Raw genomic sequence first — 18,517 nt, 5'->3', positions numbered from 1 at the left:
CCGAGGAGGGTGGTAGAGATGGGCCAATCCGTGTGAGCGTCCAGCAAGCAGTGTAGAGCCAATCCTCTCAATGCGAATCATTAGCGCATGAGAGGGAGTGGCAAATTAATGTTGGGGATGAGAAAAAATCGTCAAAACGGTGTGTACAACTCGTCAAATGACGAGGCTGCAATGCCGTAGCTGTGCCAGTGACAGCTTCCCTACGTTCAAGGGTGCCGGTCGCCGTCAGGGCGTTTATCGCGCGGTTGATCATCGCCTTAGCCAATTAACGAAACCATGACATAACGCCCCCGATAATGTGCGCCGACTGGCAGTAGTGGGAGCGACGGCACGGATATGTACGAAAACTGATGGATATCAAACACAGCCTCAAGCAACGAATCGTAATTGTCTTTGCCCTGATGAGCGCATTAGTGGCGGGCGTATTTGCGCTCGGCATTATCGCCACTGTGCACATTGTAGAGACCCGACTCACCACCATCAGCCTGGGCGGCAACCTGCATCGTTTGCTGACGCAAGACCGTATCGAGGATTGGCGTCATCGTCCGGATAAAGACGAGTTGTTCTATGCCGAAGACGGGATTGGCGACGTGGCGATGAGCGATGACCTGAAAGACTTGAAGCCGGGTTTTCAGGAATTCTTTCGGGGCAAGAAAGCCTATTACGCCATGGTCGAATCGGTGGGTGAGCGACGCTACGTTTTGCTCCGCGACCAGCGCAAATTCGAGAAGCGCGAACGCATTCTGTTCGCCGTGGTGCTGGTGGGGTTCATCCTCAGTGTCATGCTCGCGGTGCTGCTTGGACGCCTGCTCGCTTCGCGGGTCATGGCGCCGGTGTCGCGGCTGGCCGGACAGGTCCGGCACCGGGATCAGCTCCTCGAACTGGCACCGACCCTGGCCGACGATTACGCACGGGACGAAGTGGGCGCGCTGGCGAAATCCTTTGACGAAACGCTCGGCCGGCTGCGTGCTGCGCTGGGCCGTGAAAAACTGTTCACCAGTGACGTCAGTCATGAATTGCGCACGCCCCTGATGGTGCTCGCCACCTCCTGCGAGCTGTTGCTGGAATACCCCGGCCTTGATGACCGTTCGCGCACGCAGGTGCAGCGGATCAGCAAGGCGACTTCAGGCATGAACCAGTTGGTCGAAACATTCCTGCTGCTGGCACGTACCGAAGGCAAGCGCGCACCCGAAGGGCAGCGTTCAAGCGTTCCCCGGATGGCCGAAGAGTTGATCGAGGTCTGGCGCCAACCTATCGAGGAAAAGGGACTGGAGTTGATCTATGTTGACGCATCGCAGGGTGCTGAATGTGGTCAATACAATGCACCGCTGCTGCGCTCTGTCATGGGTAACCTGTTGCGCAACGCCTGGCATTACACCGATCACGGCTTCATCCGCCTGACCTTGACCGATCAGGGGTTCAGCGTCGAGGACAGCGGTATCGGCATTCCGCAAGAGAAGCAGCTGGCGATGTTTCAGCCGTTCGTGCGGGGTGACGAGCAGCGGGGGGAAGGGCTGGGATTGGGTTTGTCACTGGTCCAGCGGATATGCGTCAATCAGCACTGGACCGTAACATTGACCAGCCGGGAGCCGGCCGGGTGTTGCTTTACCGTTGCGCTGGGGACACCACAGTCGTTGTCGGTGTAGCGTTCAGCGTTCGCTCTGGCTGCAACGCCACCGACGGATCCAGCCGGGCCCGGCCATAGAACACCATTGCCGTGAAGAACATCGAGAACCATACGATGATGCCTGCCCATGGCGTGTGCGACATGAAGTGCCAGCCCTGAAACACGCGCGTTGTTCCGTAAACGGTCCCCAGGATCAGCGAGAACGCCAGCACTTTGCGGGCATGGCGCCAACGGTAACGGCGTGCTACGAAGAACAACGCCATCATCGTGAAGCCACCCGAGGCATGCCCACCCGGCCAGCAGCGACCTTTACCGGCATCGTGCAGCAGGTTGAAGTTCTCGTACCACTCTTTCTGCTGCTCGGTCCCGCCATACAGGGTGGTTTCCACTGGACAGTAGATGCTGGTGTGGCTTTTGAAATAGTGGATCGCGCCCGTCGTGATGGAGAACGACAACACCACGAATAACAGGTCGCGACGGTGGCGGGTCAGAAAACGCAACGCGGGCGCGATGCGGACCTTCTCCAACCAGGCCATCATCCGGGCGTGCTTCTCTGCCCTGAAGCGCGGCCACAGAAACGAAAGAAGCGCTCCGATGATGGCCGCTTCGCCCGTCCAGTTCGGGATGATCCTGGCCCACTTGTGAGTAATGGTCTCGAACAGTTTGCTGTGCTGCAGCGGGAAAGCGTGCGTGCTGGTGTTGTATAGCCAGTCGCTGAACCTGACGTCGAGCCCCGTCAGATCGAAACTGACAAACAGCACCAGCGCGAGGACCAGGGGAATACCCACATGATTGAAGTAAAAGCGGTTTCTGCTGTTTTGCACGATCACAGGTTCCGATGGGCTGTTGGACGAAAGGGTTGAGCTAGGCGGGTCAAGGGCGCTTGGCAAGCACCTTCCCCCAGTCTTGTGCGTCGATAAACCCCAGCACGCGGGCCGCGTGTGTACCAGGGTCAATGGAGACGATCAGCGATGAGCCATACCCGATGGACGACGGGGCTGGCGTGTTCAGGGATTGCTCGAGCGCAGCGGCGCATTCGCTATGGGTCACCAGCACCATATTGCGATGATCGAGTTTGTGCTTCAGCACGTCCTCCAGCATCGTTTTGCGGCAGTTGATCAACCAGTCTTCGCCCGTGCTCGTGCGGTTGAATGCGTAGGCCGAGGTTTGTTCGGTGCGTCGCTAGGGACTGTTGTAAACGTCGACCTGGCTCAATCCCAGATTCTTGAACGCCAGACCGACGTGTTGCGCCATCTGCCGGCCTTTGACGGTAATGCCGTCGCTCTTATCCAGACAGGGATTCGAGGAATGGTCGCAACGCTCAGCGTGGCGCATAAGCACCACCAGATCACCCCTGTCCCACAACGAGAAGAGATTGGCCTTGCGTGCATGATTTCCCTCGGCCAGGTCAGCGATGGTGGCCGGGCGCAGCGCAACGGCGCAGACGGCCGCCATGAGCACAATTCCCAGCGCCAACAGACCCACGCGTGCGGATTTTCCTAGCGCGTGATAACGCGCGTTCAGTTCATCCAAAGCGTGGCTTACGTTCGAGTTCATGAAGGGATCTTTTGCCGATTAAGCGTGAATGACGGGGCACTTCAATTCGTCGGTGGATACGTTACGACCACCCAGCGGCACGCGCCGAGACATCGATGAGTTCTGGTCGCGAGGGTAAGGGGACGGGAGTCAACAGCGAGTGAAGTGCATGTGAAAACTGCTTTCACATTTGTACGAGGGGTTCATGTCAATGTGGGCAGATACAGGCGTCGTTCAGTGCGGTTCATCAATAATGGCCGGCAGGTGATGTGCCACTTCAGTGAAAGGGGTGGCGGGCGGAACATTGCACTCGCGCGGAATCCTTACTCACGGGTTATATCTTCGCAATTTATCTGGACTGACGTTCACACACTTGATCGGGAATGAGGCGGCCATTGTTCAGCGTGATATCAGGGCGCGTAACCCACGTGAAAAACGACAGTGTCTATGCCGTATTTGTTTTGTGCGGGTTGCTGTTGTTTTTTGCCTTGGGCAACCATCAGTTACAGGATTCCACCGAGCCGAGAGTCGCTGGTATTGCGATGGAAATGCACCTGAGTGGTCATTGGGTCACACCGACATTGAACGGCGAACCGTTTCTGGAAAAACCTCCCCTGAGCGTGTGGCTTGATGCCGGTGCAATCCGAGGGTTTGGCGCAACCCCGCTTGCCGTTCGCCTGGCGTCGGCGTGTGCAGGTTTTCTGACCCTGTTCTTGCTGTATTCCATGCTGTGTCGAATGGGCCGTCCACGCCATGTGGCGCTCGGCGCGACGCTGTTGTTGGTGACGACAGCGACGTTCTGGGGCAACGCGCGTCAGGTGGGCGAGGATGCCTTGTTGACGTTGGGCGTGACGATGGCGCTATTGGCGTTTTTCAATGCGTGCCTTCAGCGCAACCGGTCTACCGTCCCCCTCGGTGACTGGCTACTCTTCAGCTTGGGGATCGTCATCGCGACATTGAGCAAAGGCGTGTTGGGCCTGGCGATGCCCGGTGTCGTGATCTTCGCCTATCTAAGCATTGAAAGCGGGCTGGAAGGTCGCCTGGTCCTGCGGCACTGGTTTTATCCGCTGTCGTTCACACTGCTGGCGCTTGTGCCGTTGGCGGTGTGGTTGTGGTTGTTGTACGGACAAGGGGGAACCGAGTCGCTGAAGGCCGTGTTGTGGACCAACAGTGTCGGACGCTTCGACGGCTCGTTCTCGGACGCCGGCCACTACGAAGCCTTTTACTACTACCTGGGCAAACTGCCCCAGGCGTTCCTTCCCTGGAACCTGCTGGTGTATCTGGGGCTGTGGCATTTCAGACAACAGTGGCGAGGCAATCGCTACGTCTTGTTTTTCAGCGTCTGGCTGATCGCTCAATTCCTGCTGCTGACGCTCGCTTCCAGCAAACGGATGGTTTATCTGATGTCGCTGACGCCGGCCGCGGCGGTGATCGCGATGGAGTACCTCGCGATGTGGCACGAACGCTTGCGTCATCGTGCTGAAACTTCAGTCCGGGTTCGCCGTTGGTTGCAGCATCGTCGAGGCTGGGTGACGGGCATTGTGGCGGTGGTTTGCGTTGCGTACCTGAGTGATGCGTATTGGTTGGCGCCGCGTGCCGACATGAAGCTGTCATTTTTGCCACTCGCTGAGCGTGTTCGGACCTTGCAGGCGCAGGGCAGGCATGTGGTGCTTTTTCAACCCAGTGAGCGGTTGGCAGGGGCCAGCGTGTTCTACAGTGAGAGTTTGCTCGACACGGTGCTGGACGAAGATGCCTTGCAGGGGGTGCTCAAGGGGGATGCGCACACGGTAGCGATCATGGAAAAGACTGAGGCGCCTCGGCTGCCCTTGAAGATCGTGGACCGAATCACCGTGGGCGACCGCGTCTATTATTTCGTCAGCCGCTGAACGCTCAGTGGCCGGGCAAGAGGAGTTTGTGTTGACATCGATCGCGTCTGAATTTTTATCGGGTGTCACGCCGGCGCGCGCCAGACGCCAGGCCTGGAGCGCGGGCGGGCTGGCCTTCCTGCTGTTTGTTGCCGCCAGCTGGCACCTGAGCATCGTGGGTTTCGACTCACGTTTCGTGCTCTTCGCCCAGGAAATGCTGCGCCATGGACCGGGCTTTTTCCCCACCACGTATGGCGAGCCTTACCCGGATTATTCGGCGTTTTCCACCTGGCTGATTTATCTCTTTTCATTGCCGCTCGGCGAAGTCACGAGTTTGACGGCGTGGTTGCCCACCTGCATTGCCTCGGCGGTCATGGTGGGGTTGATGTATCGCCTGTTGGCGCCCTATTCGCGACGCTGGGCGTGGTTGAGCATTGCGTTTTTGTTGCTCACCAACACGTTCATTACCGAAACCCGGGCGGTGTCCCTGGACCAGATGCTCGCGACCGTGTCGTTCTTTGTGTTCTACCTGGCCTATGCGACTGATCATTTCGGCTCAGCGCGACGGCTGTGGGCGGTGTTCGCGCTGCTGGTGCTGGGGTTCGCGATTCGGGGGCCGATTGGCCTGGTCGTGCCTGCCGGCGTCATGTGCAGTTACTACGTATTGAGCCAGCAATGGCGCCGCTTGTGGTCGTTCGGGTTGTCTGCGCTGGCGCTATTAGTGGCGTGCATGCTGATTCTGTTGCTGTTAGCGCGGCTCAGTGGTGGGGAGGCGTTATTGGCCGAGGTGCTGCGCATGCAGATCACTTCACGGATGGATGGCAGTGAAGGCAGCAGTCCGTTGCTGTGGTATTTCGGCAGCTCGCTTGGCAACTACGCCTTGGCCTACCCCATGGCGCTGGTGGTGTTGGCGGTGGTGGGTGTCACCGGGCGGCGGCCGACCAGTGCTGCCTTGCACCTGTTGTACCTCGCTGCTTTCGCCGGTCTGGTGGTGATGGTTGGATTGTCCGTGCCGCAGGCAAAAAAGGCCCGTTACGTCCTGCCGATGTTGCCGATGGCAGCGATCATTGCGGCGTATCCGTTTCAGGTGCGCACAGGGCGCGTCTTCTGGTGGCTTCGGGGGATGACGCTGACGGTGTGCTGTTTCATTCCTGGCGCGCTGGTCGCCGGGTTGCTGGCGGTGCGCCCGCGTTTTCCGGAGGCGCTGAGCGATATCGGCCCCGTTCTGGTGACGCTGGGCCTGTTGCAGTTGATCGCGTTGCCCTTGCTGATGCGCCCGCGTTTGCGCTTGTACGGGCTGCCGGCGTGTGCGGTGTTGGCGGTCTGGATCAGCTACATCGGCATTTTCGAGAAAGCGGAGCGCACGCTGTACGACACCCGTCACTTCACCCAGGCGGTCCGACAGGTCACACAAGCCGACAAGGCGCTGCTGGTGCTGCATTCGATGGGCAAAGACGCCAAGGCCATCAAGTTCATGGTCAATGTCGATCAGGACCTGATGCCGCAGTTCACCGAAACCCCGGAACAGCTGAGTACGGTGCAGGGGCCAGCGGATGTGGTGATGAGCAACAACGATTTTCAGCGGTTGCAAGGCACCCCGTTGGGCGCATTGCCGGTGTTGCTCAGCGGCCGGTTCGATAAGGAAGAGTACGTGCTGCTTCGGTTACCGGCGCCGTGACAGCGCAGGCATAAAAAAGCGCGGCCTGGATGACCAGGCCGCGCAGTCTTGGGGTTACACCGCGTGATGGTTGGCCAGCAGTTCGTAAGGCGCCCACAGCTGTTGCGGGATGGGCAGGTTGCAGGAGTCGCCCCGGCCAATCGGGAAGTACTGGAAGCCGCGCTTGGCCAGGCGTTCGGTGTCGTACAGGTTGCGGCCATCGAAGATGACCGGTGACTTGAGTCGCTGCTGAATCAGGTCGAAGTCCGGTGCCTTGAACTGCTGCCATTCGGTACAGACGATCAGCGCATCGGCCCCCAACAACACCGATTCCGGTGTGCCCATCAGGATCAGGTTGGGCTGCTCGCCGTACAACCGCTGGGTTTCCTGCATGGCTTCCGGGTCGTAGGCGCGAACCGTTGCACCTGCTGCCCACAGCGATTCCATCAGCACACGACTCGGTGCATCGCGCATGTCGTCGGTGTTGGGTTTGAAGGCCAGCCCCCACAGCGCGAACGTCTTGCCCTTGAGTTCGCCCTTGTAAAACGCGTTGATGCGGTCGAACAGCTTGTTCTTCTGGCGCTCGTTGATGTCTTCGACCACATTCAGCAGGTCGTTCGAGCATCCGGCTTCACGCGCACTGTGAATCAACGCGCGGATGTCCTTGCCGAAGCACGAGCCGCCGTAGCCACAGCCTGGATAGATGAAGTCATAACCGATCCGAGAGTCGGCACCGATGCCAAGCCGCACGGACTCGACGTCGGCACCCAGGTGTTCGGCCAGCTCGGCAATCTGGTTGATGAAGCTGATCTTGGTCGCGAGCATGCAGTTGGCGGCGTATTTCGTCAGTTCCGCGCTGCGCAGGTCCATGAACATGATGCGTTCGTGGTTGCGGTTGAACGGCGCGTAGAGTTCGCGCATGACGGGGAACACATCCGGGTTGCCACAGCCGATGACGATGCGGTCCGGGCGACGGCAGTCCTTGACCGCCGAGCCTTCCTTGAGGAATTCGGGGTTGGACACAATATCGAATTTCAACAGGCGGGCCGACTGGCGCAGGTGCTGCTCGATGTGGCTGCGCAAGGCATCACCACTGCCCACGGGCACCGTCGACTTTTCGACAATGATCACCGAGGTCTCGCGGTGCCGGGCGATGGCGTCGCCGACTGCGAAGAAGGCGGTGAGGTCAGCGGAGCCATCAGGTCGGGAGGGCGTGCCCACGGCAATGAACAGCACTTCTCCGTGCTCCACCGTGCGTTTTTCATCGGTGGTGAAGTGCAAGCGCCCGGCCTCAAGGTTCTCCCGAACCAGGTTTTCAAGGCCGGGCTCGTAGAGGGTCACATGGCCCTTGCTCAGTTGCTCGACCTTGGCCGGGTCAATGTCCATGCACACCACGTCGTGACCAACCTCAGCCAACACCGTCGCCTGCACCAGACCCACATAACCGCTACCGAAGACGCTGATTTTCATCGGGAAAGCTCCTTGTCACTGTTATTGCCGTTGTCGCAGCTACGCCGGAAATTGATCGTCACTACACCGAGCACGATCAGGGTCACACCCACCGTTCGAGGAACGGTGAGCGTCTCGTTGAAAAAGGGGAGCAAAGCCGCCAGAACGTACACCGCTGCGTAACTGATGCTGAGCAGCGAATAGGCGCGGCTAAGAGGCACATCACGCAGTGCGCCTAGCCAGCACAGCATTGACAGCGCGTACGCCGCGATCGCTGCCGTCACCACGCTGAGCGCGACCGAGTCGACGTTGCCGCTTTGTAGGTCTGCCAGCCACTGGGCGGGTTGTGGCAGCCGCTGCATGCTCCAGCGCATGCCCAGCTGTGCCGCGCTGACCAGCACGACGCTGCCCATGGCCAGGCTCAAGCCGCGGCGCGCGCTCACGCTTGACGCCCCAGCAAGACCACACCGACCAGAATGAGCGCCACGCCGAACCAGTGGCGACGGTCAACGGATTCCTTGAACAGGTAGCGTCCAGTCAAGGTGATCAGCACGAAATTCAGCGCCAGCATCGGGTAAGCAACGCCGACGTCCACGCGCTGCAGCACCAGCAGCCAGAGCAACAGGCCTGCGCCCAGACACGCCAGCGCCAGCCATAACCAGCCACTTCGCAGCGCCGCGCCAACGCCGGGGAACCTGTGCCCCCAACGCTCGACGGTCAGCTTCTGCGCAATCTGACCCATGCACGTCAGCAGACAGGCACACAGCAAGAGGCCGAACGTCATGACGGCGTCCTGTCGAAGATCATGATCGTGAGATTGCCTTCCTCATAACGCTTGCCGTCCTGCGGCAGCAGGCTGAATTCGTAGGCGTCATCGACCGCGTTGCCGCGCATCACCACCGCGACCGCACCTTCCTGGCGGGCCTTGGTCATCCACGCCTGGACCTGTTTCCAGTCGATTTCTCTGGGTTTGGATTGTGGGTACGCGAGCCCGTACTCGAGCTCGCCACGGGTGTCGTAAAACACCACATCGTTGCGCTTGAGACGCCAGGAAAGCGCGGCCGCTGCACCCAGGTCGTTACTGAGCAAGTGGGTGGCAGCGTCCAGTTCATCGAAGTGGCGCACCACGAACTGATCCGGCGTCTTGTTGAAGACAATGCTGTTGGGCAGCGCCGCCGGAACCAGCGCGATGGTCAGCCAGCTGCCCAGCGCCGGCATCAGCCAGAAACGAAGAGGCCTGGCGCCCTGTAGCGCATTGGTCGCGATCCAGCCCAGCAACACGGCAATCGCCAGTGTCAGGTGCTGAGGCTCCTGCTGATACACCGTTTTCTTGAACTGGATGAACAACAGCGCAGCCAGCGCAATCACGCCAAAGGCGCTGTTGAACAGGCCGTTGATGCGCAACGCGGTGGTCCTCCCAGCGTTCAAGGCTTCAACAAGCGCATGACCCATCAACAGGGCCAGTGGCATCAGGCACGGCAAAATGTAGGTGGGCAGCTTGCCTTTGCTCAGGCTCAAGAAAGCCAGCGGCAGGATCAGCCACATCAGCAGAAAACCGCTGTGGCTCTGGCGTCGTTGCTCCCAGGCTTGCTTGAGCGTGCCGGGCAGCAACAAGGCCCAGGGTACGCATGCGGCCACCAGCAGCGGCAAGTAGTACCACCATGGCTCGGCATGCTGAGCGTCTTCGCCGGCAAAACGACGGATGTGTTCGTGCCAGAAGAAGAACCGCCAGTAGTCAGGCTCACGGCCATGCACTGCCAGGACCCACGGCAGGCACACCAGCACCGCGACAACGATGGCCAGCGGACCGAAGGTCAGCAGCTCGCGCAGGCGTCGCTGCCAGATCATGTAGGGCAGGGCGACCACCACAGGCAAGGCCCAGGCGAGAAATCCCTTGGTCATGAAACCCATGCCGCAGGCAAAACCGAGCAGGGCCCAACACAACACACGCTGCCGTCCAACACTGTGGATGGCGAACCAGAAGGCGACCAGCGTCAGGTTCACCCAGAGCGTGAATTGCGGATCGAGATTGGCATACCCCGATTGCCCCGCGACCAGGAAGAAGCTCATGAACAGCAGCGCGCACGCGAAACTTTTGCGCGGGTCAGACCAGATGCGTCGCGCGATCAGCCAGGTCAATAGCACGCTCAGGCCGGTGGTCAACGCGGAGGCGAAACGGACGCCGAACAGGTTTTCGCCGAACACCGCCTGCGCCGCCGCGATCAGCCAGTAGCCCGCGGCGGGTTTTTCGAAATAGCGCAGCCCCATGAAATGCGGAACGGTCCAATTGCCGCTGTGCAGCATTTCCTGGCTGATCTGGGCGTAGCGGGTTTCATCGGGAATCCACAGACCGTGAGTCCCCAGCGGCAACAGATACGCGAGCAAGAATGCCGCGATCAGCAACGCGATGTTCTGATGGCGGCTCATGGTTGCTGCACGCCCAGCCAGCCTTCACGCCCATCGAGCGCGCCGCGCACCAGATGCCCCTGAGGGAGCGTCCCCAGGTTGTTAGGCAGCAGATTCCCCAGCGGTTGAAAGTGTATGTCCCGGGTTTTCGCCTGGATGAGCAGATGACGGAAATGTTCGGCCATGACAATCCCTTCCACTTCCGCGTGCACGGTGTAGACATTCAGCTTCGAAGGGCTGAACCGGCCCAGCAAGTAATTGTTGAAAGCGCGGGCATCCAGCTGAGGACCGACGACTTCATCGAAGGTCGGCAGGTCCACCGGGATCTGCGGCGTGCCCGGCTGACCGTCCGTGAGTAACGGACGGAATACACCTTGCCCTCGGCAATCGCTGTTGTAGCGGAAGCCGAAACCTTGTTTGGCTTGCACAACGCGTTCATCCGCACGCCACCCGGCGGCGGCTGAACAGGTCACGGCATTGCCGAGGATGTCACTGAGGCAATCCACGCCACGGGCGATCTGGGCCGTGAGCTGGTGCTGCGTCCAGTTGCCCGCATGCGCCTGCCAGCCATGGTGATCCCACGCGTGCAGGCCGACTTCGTGACCCGCGTCCTGGGCGCGACGCATCAAGGGGCCCAGGTCGCGACCGATGGGTTTGCCTGGCCAGGCGGTGCCGGCCAGCAAGATGTCCCATCCGTACAGACTGGCGGCTTTGGATCGCAGCATTTTCCAGAAAAACTGCGGTCTTGCCAGGCGCCACAGATGACGGCCCATGTTGTCCGGGCCGACGCTGAAAAAGAACGTGGCCTTGATCTGTGCTTCGTCCAGCAGGTCGAGCAGTCGCGGCACGCCGTCCCGCGTGCCGCGATAGGTATCGACGTCAATGCGCAAGCCTGCCTGCATCAGTTCGCTTCCGCTTTTTCAGCCATGGCTTCGCGCAGGAAGAAATCCAGGGTCTTGCCGATGGTTTCACGCAGCTCGATGGTCGGCTGCCAGTCGATCAGGCGACGCGCGTTGTCGATGCTTGGCTTGCGGTGGCTGACGTCCTGGTAGCCCTTGCCGTAGAAGGATTGGCTTTCTACTTCGCGGAAACCGGCAAACGGCGGGAAATTGTCACGCAGCGGGTGCGCGTCGAACTGACGCAGCAGCTCTTCGCCCAGTTGGCGAATGCTGGCCTCGTTGTCCGGGTTGCCGATGTTGATGATCTGAGCGTTGCAGCGGTCATCGCGGTTTTCGATGATGCGCGCCAAGGCTTCGATGCCGTCAACCACGTCGGTGAAGCAGCGTTTTTGCGCGCCGCCGTCTACCAGGCGGATAGGCGTGCCTTCCACCAGGTGCAGGATCAGCTGCGTAATCGCGCGCGAGCTGCCGATGCGAGCGGAATCCAGTCGGTCCAGGCGCGGGCCCATCCAGTTGAACGGACGGAACAGGGTGAATTGCAGACCTTTTTGCCCGTAGGCCCAGATCACCCGGTCCAGCAACTGCTTGGACACGGAGTAAATCCAGCGCTGTTTGTTGATCGGGCCAACGACCAGGTTGGAGGTGTCCTCGTCGAAGTTCGCGTCCTGGCACATGCCATAGACTTCCGAGGTCGACGGGAAGATCACACGCTTGTTGTACTTGACGCAGTAGCGAACGATTTTCAGGTTTTCTTCAAAGTCCAGCTCGAACACACGCAACGGGTTGCGGGTGTACTCGATCGGGGTGGCAATGGCCACAAGCGGCAGCACCACGTCGCATTTCTTGATGTGGTATTCGATCCATTCGGTGTGGATGCTGATGTCGCCTTCGATGAAGTGGAAATTCGAATGGCTGCGCAGGCGCTCGATGGCATCGGAGCCGATGTCCATGCCGTAGACTTCGTAGCGATCATCCTGGAGCAGTCGCTCCGACAGGTGATTGCCGATGAAACCGTTGACGCCCAGGATCAGCACGCGGGTACGCTTGAGCTGACGCCGCTTCTGGCCGCCCACCAGTCGCGAACCCTCCACCAGACCGAACTCCCGCGCCAGTTGCGGACCGCTCAGATAGAGTCCGTCATCGCCTCGCTGCCCGGCAGTGATCAGCAGGGAGTCTTCGCCACAGGCAATGCGCAGCGGTTCGCAGCTGATGACCGTGCTTGGGGCCTGACCGTCATTGCCGGATTGCACCTTGGCGCTCCAGACGATCATTTTGTGTTCACCCACCGGGCAGAACGCGCCCGGGTAGGGTTGCGTAACAGCACGCGTCAGGTTGTACAGGTGCGATGCGGGTTGCTGCCAGTCGATCAGGCCGTCGGCCGGCGTACGGCGACCAAAACAGGTGGCTTTGGATTCATCCTGCTCGGTCCCCGGCAATTGTCCCTTGCCCAGCAACGGCAGGGTTTCGGACAGCAGGTCCGCCGCGCTGGCGCGCAGCTTGGCGTGCAGGGTCAGGGCCGTGTCGGTGGTGCTGATGCTCACCCGCTGCTGAGCCATGATGGCGCCGGCGTCGGCCCGTTTGACCATGCGGTGCAGGGTCACGCCGGTTTCGGTCTCGCCGTTGACCAGCACCCAGTTGGCCGGCGCACGGCCACGGTAGCGAGGCAGCAACGAACCGTGCAGGTTGAAGCCGCCGTTTTTGGCGCATGCCAACAGGGTTTCGCTGAGCAGATGGCGGTAGTAGAACGAGAAAATGAAGTCAGGCGCCAGCTTGCCGACGCGTTCGATCCACAGCGGGTGATTCGCGTCTTCAGGGGCATGAACGGGGATGTTGTGCTGCGCACACAGTTGTGCGACCGAGCCGAAGAAGGTCTTTTCCCTGGGGTCGTCGGCGTGGGTAAACACCGCCGAAATCTCATAGCCAGCGTTGAGCAGGGCTTCAATCCCGACACAACCGATATCGTGATAAGCAAAAACAACAGCTTTGAGGCTCATGGTGCGACCTTATTCAAAATGGGAGCAGGGGCATCGACTTTCTGGGGGGCGGAAACGGGTTGGCTGCGCACGACCTTCTCGATGAAAAAACGTGGACGCGCGCGTACATCGCTGTACATGCGACCCAGGTATTCGCCAAGCAGGCCCATGCCGATGAACTGTCCGCCGGTGAAGACAAACAGCACCGCGAACAGGACAAAGGTGCCGTGTCCCGCCCATGGCGCACCGAAGATCAGGCGCAGTACGATCAGCAGCGTCGCGAACAGCACGCCGAGAAAGGCCATGCTGAAACCGATGATGCTCAACAACCGCAACGGCGTCGTGGTCATGCAGGTGACCAGGTCGAACATCAGATTGATTAGCTTCATTGCGCTGTATTTGGATTCCCCATGCTCGCGCTCAGCATGCATCACCTGTACTTCAGTGGTGTGACGGGCAAAACTGTTCGCCAGAATCGGGATGAAGGTGCTGCGTTCCCGGCAGGCCAGCATGGCGTCGACGATGCTGCGTCGGTAGGCGCGGAGCATGCAGCCATAGTCCGTCATGGCCACGCCGGTGGAGCGCTGCACGGCCAGGTTGATGAGTTTTGAAGGCCAGCGCCGCAAGGCCGAGTCCTGCCGATTGCCACGCACCGTGCCGATCACGTCGTAACCCTGTTCAGCCAGCTTGACCAGTCGCGGGATCTCTTCCGGCGGGTTCTGCAGGTCGGCATCCAGCGTGATCACCAGGTCGCCTTTGCACTGCTCGAAACCGGCCATGATCGCGGCGTGCTGACCATAGTTGCGGTTGAGGATGACCGAGACCACCGGGCTGCCTTCACGCTGGCTGGCCTCGAGCAGGATCTCGGCGGACTCGTCGCGGCTGCCGTCGTCAACCAGGATGATTTCGCAGGGTTGGCTCACCTGCGCGCAGGCCGCTTCGGTGCGGCGCAGCAGTTCCGGCAGGCTTTGTTCCTCGTTGTAGACCGGGATGACGATCGACACGCGGTGGATGGGGTACGGTTTCACGAGCGGACTTCCACAATGGATTCAATGGCGCTGACGACGCGGTCAACATCGTCAAGGGTCATGTCAGGGAACAAGGGGATGGAACACAACCGCGACGAATTCCATTCGGTCTCGGGCAAGCGCACGTCCGGGAACCGTTGGCGGTAGTAGCTGTGCAGGTGGGTCGCAATGAAGTGGATGCCGCTGCCGATGTTTTGCGCCTGCAGGGCTTTCATGAACGCGTCCCGGTCCAGGCCGCAGCGCTCGGCGTCGATGCGCAGAATGAACAGATGCCAGGCGTGGTGCTGGTCGTAGCGCGGATGCGCCAAGGGTTGTACGGGGCTGCCTGCCAGACGTTCCAGATAATGACTCGCCAGTTCGGCGCGACGGGCATTGAGCGCGTCCAGGCGCTCAAGCTGGACCAGGGCAATGGCGGCGTTGATGTCCGCAAGGTTGTATTTGAACCCCGGTTCGATCACCTCGGCTTGGGGCTTGCGGCCGTGGGTCAGGCGGTCATAGGCATCGACGCCCAGACCGTGGAATTTCAGGCGGCGAACACGATCGGCCAGCCCGGGATCGTCGCTGACGAACATCGCGCCTTCGGCGCAGGTCATGTTCTTGATCGCATGAAACGAAAAGATGGCGGTGCCAGAGGCGCCGACTGGCCGACCTTTGTAGCGCGTCCCGGCGGCGTGGGCAGCGTCCTCGATCACCGCGACTCCATGGCGTTTGGCCAAGGCATACAGGGGATCGAGATCAAACGCGGCACCGGCGTAATGCACCGGAATGATGGCCTTGGTACGCGGGGTGATGGCGCGCTCGATCATCGCGGCGTCGGTCATCAGCGTGTCGCGGTCTATGTCGACGAACACCGGGGTCGCGCCCAACAGGCAAATCATGTTGGCGGTGGAGACCCAGGTCTGCGAGGGCGTGATGACTTCATCGCCCGGACCGATGCCCAACGCGAGCAGGGTGATGTGCATGGCCCCCGTCGCTGACGAAAGCGCCACGGCCTGCTGCGCGCCGCAACGCTCGGCGAATTGCTGCTCCAGCCGCTGGCATTCCGGGCCCGTGGTGATCCACCCTGAGCGCAGAACACGGGTGGCGGCTGCCACTTCCTCGTCGCCCATGCTCGGGCGGGAAAAAGGAAGAAAATCCAGACTCATGTAGACCCTCCAGCACGTGTGACGATAGTGAGGTCGTCGTCGAGGCGCGCAAGCGAACACGCGAGTCGCCTGTAGCGAAGACGCTCGTTACTTAGATGATGTCGGCCGCATGGGCGTGCAGATAAAACGGGTGTTAGCGGTGCCCGATTCTTGGTGTAATGCATTTGCTGTGCTGTTAAAGAACAGCAAGTTTTCGCAGTTTCGTTATTGGGATGGTAGAACGTTAATTATGAAAATTCCGTTGAAAGCGTGTTGTTGTTTCATCGGTGTGGACGGAGATGAAGACGCTTTAAATTTTCTGTGGGGGTGAAATGAAAAAGTCATAAATTTCCTCTATTCTCCGCCGCTTTTTTACAGGTGCCCCGTGCTGCAGGCGTTCAGGACTCACCGTTCTACGGGGCCTTGAGTCGAGCGTACGCTCCTGAAGCTGAACAGAAACTGAAACGCCGCACGGTGACAACCCGTGAGGCCTGGCACTATCAAAAATGGATGACAAAACATCGTGAAAGAGGCGAAACAGTATTAAGCAGCGGAGCGGGGCGGGGAGCGCAGAGAGGGGCAGTCGCAATAACCGTTATAAGTCGTCCGGCCGGCCAGAAGACACAGGCCGGACAGGTGTATGAGTTGTTTAGGATCCGTTTATAACAGGACACTTTGTTGAGAAGTAAAAGCGAGTCATTCCGGAATAACAGCGATGACATCTATTTCCATTAACCACTGGGGTTGCCCCAATGCGGAGACCACCAGGCCGGTAGAAATCGGAAACACGCCCTTGAGCCATTTCCCCACCTCGCGGTACACCTCTTCGCGGTAACGCGGGTCGATCAGGTAGATGGTGATTTTCACGATGTCCTGCAGCTGGCTGCCGGCTTCCTCCAGCAGTTGCTTGACGTTTTTCATCGCCTGCTCGGCTTGCGCGCGGGCGTCGCCCAGACCGATGAGGTTGCCGTCGAAATCCGTGCCCAGTTGGCCACGGACGTACACCGTGTTACCGGCGCGTACCGCCTGGCACAGATCATTGTCCAGCGATTGATTGGGGTAGGTGTCCTTGGTGTTGAACATTCTGATGCGGGTGTGGGTCGGCATGGTTTCTAACCTGATGAGCGTGGACCGGGGGCCATCCCTGGCCGGAATATGAGAGCGCAGGGGCCTTACAGCGGCGGCGCGTCGAAGTAATCAGCGCGCACGGCGGCGCCAATCAGGTTGACGATCAAGCGCCCGGCGGTAATGGAGCTGATGTTGTTGACGTCGATCGACGGGGTGATTTCGACGATGTCCATGCCGACCACCTTGCCTTTGTTGACCAGCCCGTGGATCAACTTGCGGATCTGCACGTAGGTAATCCCCCCCAGCGCCGGACCTGCAACGCCGGGCATGATCGAAGGGTCAAGCCCGTCGGCGTCGATGGTCAGGTAATAATTGCCGCCCTCTGGAATCCGGTCGAGCACCGACTGCATGCCGTTGTCGTGGACGTCGTAGGCCGTGATCAGGTGTGCGCCGTAGTCGACGGCCGCCTGGAAGTCCGTAGGGCGTCCGCTGCCTTGAGCGCGCAGGCCGATCTGGTAGATTTCGCCGATGTGGTCCATCTCCGAGGCTCGGCGGATCGGGCTGGAAAGGCCGTCGCGCACACCGTTGATTTCTTCTCGCCAGTCCAGGTGCGCGTCGATATGAATCAGGGTGATCGGACCCCGTCCTTCGTAAGCGCGCAGGACCGGGATCGGGATGCTGTGATCGCCGCCCAGAATCACTGGCATGGCACCCGCATCGAGGATCTTGCGCACGGCTTGTTCGGCTCTCAGGCTGGTGCTGTTCAGGTCGGACGGATCGGCGGGCACATTGCCGCAGTCCACCACCTTCAGCGCGCGGTTGTCGTAGATCGGGCCGCCCACGTCGAAGTCGTAGTGGTGCAAGGCACGGCAGATACGGTCGCTCATCGCGCGAATGGCGTCAGGCGCCTTGCTTTGGTCGTTGCTGATGTGTTCGGCGACGTACGCCTTGCCGAACGGAATGCCCAGAATGGCGACATGGGCGTCCAGCGTGTCGAGGTCGGTGCAGATCGGCGACCACAAAAAGCTCTGGTGTTTTTTCGAAGGTGGAACGGTCAGCGGGAAAGCCATGAGTGTCTCCTGAGGGGGTGAGCGATCGGTCAAGCGATCAGTGATCCAGAGAAAGAAAGCGCCGCAGCTCGACGGTCTGCGGGTTATCGAAGAGCGCATGGGGCGGGCCGGATTCGTGCACCTGCCCCTGATGCATGAAAATCACCCGGTCACTGACGCGGCGCGCGAAGGCCATCTCATGGGTCACCATGATCAACGTCATGCCCTCGGCGGCCAGGCCTTCCACCACGTGGAGCACTTCGCCCACCAGTTCGGGGTCCAGCGCCGAGGTGATTTCATCGCAGAGCAAAACCTGCGGGTTCATGGCCAGCGAGCGGGCGATTGCCACGCGCTGTTGCTGACCACCGGAAAGCTGGTCCGGGAAGTAATCGAAACGTTCGCTCAGGCCGACACGCTCCAGCAGCCTGCGGGCCTGGCGTTCGGCATCGGCGTTCGCGGTTTTCTGTACCAGGCGTGGCGCGAGCATCACGTTCTGCCCGGCGGTCAGGTGCGGGAACAGGTTGAAACCCTGAAAGATCATGCCGACGTTCTGGCGCAGCTCACGCATCGCCTGGCGGTTGTCGGGGCGAATCGGCTGGCCGTCGACGGTGACCGATCCTTCTTGAAACTGTTCAAGGCCGTTGAGGCAGCGCAGCAGGGTGCTCTTGCCTGAGCCACTCTTGCCGATGATGCAGACGACTTCCTTGCGCGCGATCTGCAGGTCCACGCCTTTGAGGACTTCGTTGTCGCCGAAGCGCTTGCGCAGACCGCGAATGTCCACCAGGGCGAAGGCCCCACTGGCGTCGGTGTGATTTGACGGTGTCATGAATGAAACC

Annotated in this window: 17 protein-coding genes; 3 read left to right on the top strand and 14 right to left on the bottom strand. The window is 60.3% G+C overall.

What is annotated here, in order from left to right; genetic code table 11:
• Positions 1 to 350: 350 nt before the first annotated feature.
• Entirely contained in the window at positions 351 to 1,646 is a 1,296-nt protein-coding gene (locus AB4N84_RS25585) for a sensor histidine kinase (RefSeq protein WP_460043801.1), read from the top strand.
• Here AB4N84_RS25585 and AB4N84_RS25580 read toward each other — a convergent pair.
• The 3 genes from AB4N84_RS25580 to AB4N84_RS25570 form a co-directional block, all read right to left on the bottom strand.
• Complete coding sequence (locus AB4N84_RS25580) at positions 1,606 to 2,454, bottom strand: phosphatase PAP2 family protein (RefSeq protein ID WP_460047144.1); 849 nt, start codon at positions 2,452 to 2,454, stop codon at positions 1,606 to 1,608. The genes AB4N84_RS25585 and AB4N84_RS25580 overlap by 41 nt on opposite strands.
• Positions 2,455 to 2,500: 46 nt before the next feature.
• On the bottom strand, positions 2,501 to 2,716 hold the full coding sequence (locus AB4N84_RS25575) for a hypothetical protein (protein WP_460043799.1): 216 nt from the start codon (positions 2,714 to 2,716) through the stop codon (positions 2,501 to 2,503).
• A gap of 93 nt (positions 2,717 to 2,809) precedes the next feature.
• Positions 2,810 to 3,184, bottom strand: a complete 375-nt coding sequence (locus tag AB4N84_RS25570) for a hypothetical protein (RefSeq protein WP_460043798.1) — start codon at positions 3,182 to 3,184, stop codon at positions 2,810 to 2,812.
• A gap of 407 nt (positions 3,185 to 3,591) precedes the next feature.
• Between AB4N84_RS25570 and AB4N84_RS25565 the strand changes: the two genes are divergently transcribed.
• A complete protein-coding gene (locus tag AB4N84_RS25565) occupies positions 3,592 to 5,049 on the top strand; it encodes an ArnT family glycosyltransferase (protein ID WP_460043796.1) in 1,458 nt (485 codons plus the stop codon).
• Positions 5,050 to 5,080: 31 nt separating this feature from the next.
• Positions 5,081 to 6,706: an ArnT family glycosyltransferase gene (locus AB4N84_RS25560; RefSeq protein WP_460047143.1), complete on the top strand. Its 1,626-nt coding sequence runs from the start codon at positions 5,081 to 5,083 to the stop codon at positions 6,704 to 6,706.
• Between the two features lie 54 nt (positions 6,707 to 6,760).
• Here AB4N84_RS25560 and AB4N84_RS25555 read toward each other — a convergent pair whose 3' ends face one another.
• The 11 genes from AB4N84_RS25555 to AB4N84_RS25505 all read right to left on the bottom strand — a co-directional run bounded on the left by AB4N84_RS25555 (position 6,761) and on the right by AB4N84_RS25505 (position 18,507).
• Entirely contained in the window at positions 6,761 to 8,155 is a 1,395-nt protein-coding gene (locus AB4N84_RS25555) for a UDP-glucose dehydrogenase family protein (protein WP_460043795.1), read from the bottom strand.
• Positions 8,152 to 8,577, bottom strand: coding sequence for a 4-amino-4-deoxy-L-arabinose-phosphoundecaprenol flippase subunit ArnF (gene arnF / locus AB4N84_RS25550; RefSeq protein WP_460043793.1), 426 nt, complete (start codon positions 8,575 to 8,577; stop codon positions 8,152 to 8,154). Before arnF ends, AB4N84_RS25555 begins: the two co-directional genes overlap by 4 nt.
• Positions 8,574 to 8,918 carry a 4-amino-4-deoxy-L-arabinose-phosphoundecaprenol flippase subunit ArnE gene (gene arnE / locus AB4N84_RS25545; RefSeq protein ID WP_460043791.1) on the bottom strand — a complete coding sequence of 115 codons (345 nt, stop codon included), beginning with the start codon at positions 8,916 to 8,918 and terminating at the stop codon, positions 8,574 to 8,576. The genes arnF and arnE overlap by 4 nt, the downstream gene beginning before the upstream one ends.
• Positions 8,915 to 10,561, bottom strand: coding sequence for a lipid IV(A) 4-amino-4-deoxy-L-arabinosyltransferase (gene arnT, locus AB4N84_RS25540; RefSeq protein ID WP_460043790.1), 1,647 nt, complete (start codon positions 10,559 to 10,561; stop codon positions 8,915 to 8,917). Before arnT ends, arnE begins: the two co-directional genes overlap by 4 nt.
• The gene (arnD, locus tag AB4N84_RS25535; protein ID WP_460043788.1) at positions 10,558 to 11,442 is read right to left on the bottom strand and encodes a 4-deoxy-4-formamido-L-arabinose-phosphoundecaprenol deformylase; all 885 of its coding nucleotides are present in this window, start codon (positions 11,440 to 11,442) and stop codon (positions 10,558 to 10,560) included. The genes arnT and arnD overlap by 4 nt, the downstream gene beginning before the upstream one ends.
• Positions 11,442 to 13,433, bottom strand: coding sequence for a bifunctional UDP-4-amino-4-deoxy-L-arabinose formyltransferase/UDP-glucuronic acid oxidase ArnA (gene arnA / locus AB4N84_RS25530; RefSeq protein WP_460043787.1), 1,992 nt, complete (start codon positions 13,431 to 13,433; stop codon positions 11,442 to 11,444). Before arnA ends, arnD begins: the two co-directional genes overlap by 1 nt.
• Entirely contained in the window at positions 13,430 to 14,440 is a 1,011-nt protein-coding gene (arnC, locus tag AB4N84_RS25525) for an undecaprenyl-phosphate 4-deoxy-4-formamido-L-arabinose transferase (RefSeq protein WP_460043786.1), read from the bottom strand. Before arnC ends, arnA begins: the two co-directional genes overlap by 4 nt.
• Positions 14,437 to 15,585 (bottom strand): UDP-4-amino-4-deoxy-L-arabinose aminotransferase, encoded by a 1,149-nt coding sequence (gene arnB / locus AB4N84_RS25520; RefSeq protein ID WP_460043785.1) that lies wholly within the window; start codon positions 15,583 to 15,585, stop codon positions 14,437 to 14,439. The genes arnC and arnB overlap by 4 nt, the downstream gene beginning before the upstream one ends.
• A 675-nt stretch (positions 15,586 to 16,260) precedes the next feature.
• The gene (locus tag AB4N84_RS25515) at positions 16,261 to 16,671 is read right to left on the bottom strand and encodes a RidA family protein (protein ID WP_074750686.1); all 411 of its coding nucleotides are present in this window, start codon (positions 16,669 to 16,671) and stop codon (positions 16,261 to 16,263) included.
• Positions 16,672 to 16,736: 65 nt separating this feature from the next.
• A complete protein-coding gene (locus AB4N84_RS25510) occupies positions 16,737 to 17,702 on the bottom strand; it encodes an agmatinase (RefSeq protein WP_460043784.1) in 966 nt (321 codons plus the stop codon).
• A 37-nt stretch (positions 17,703 to 17,739) separates the two neighbouring features.
• Complete coding sequence (locus tag AB4N84_RS25505; RefSeq protein WP_074750690.1) at positions 17,740 to 18,507, bottom strand: amino acid ABC transporter ATP-binding protein; 768 nt, start codon at positions 18,505 to 18,507, stop codon at positions 17,740 to 17,742.
• Between the last annotated feature and the right edge of the window lie 10 nt (positions 18,508 to 18,517).

This window comes from Pseudomonas sp. S2_H01 (assembly GCF_054668305.1).
This window is presented reverse-complemented; position numbering and strand designations above follow the sequence as displayed.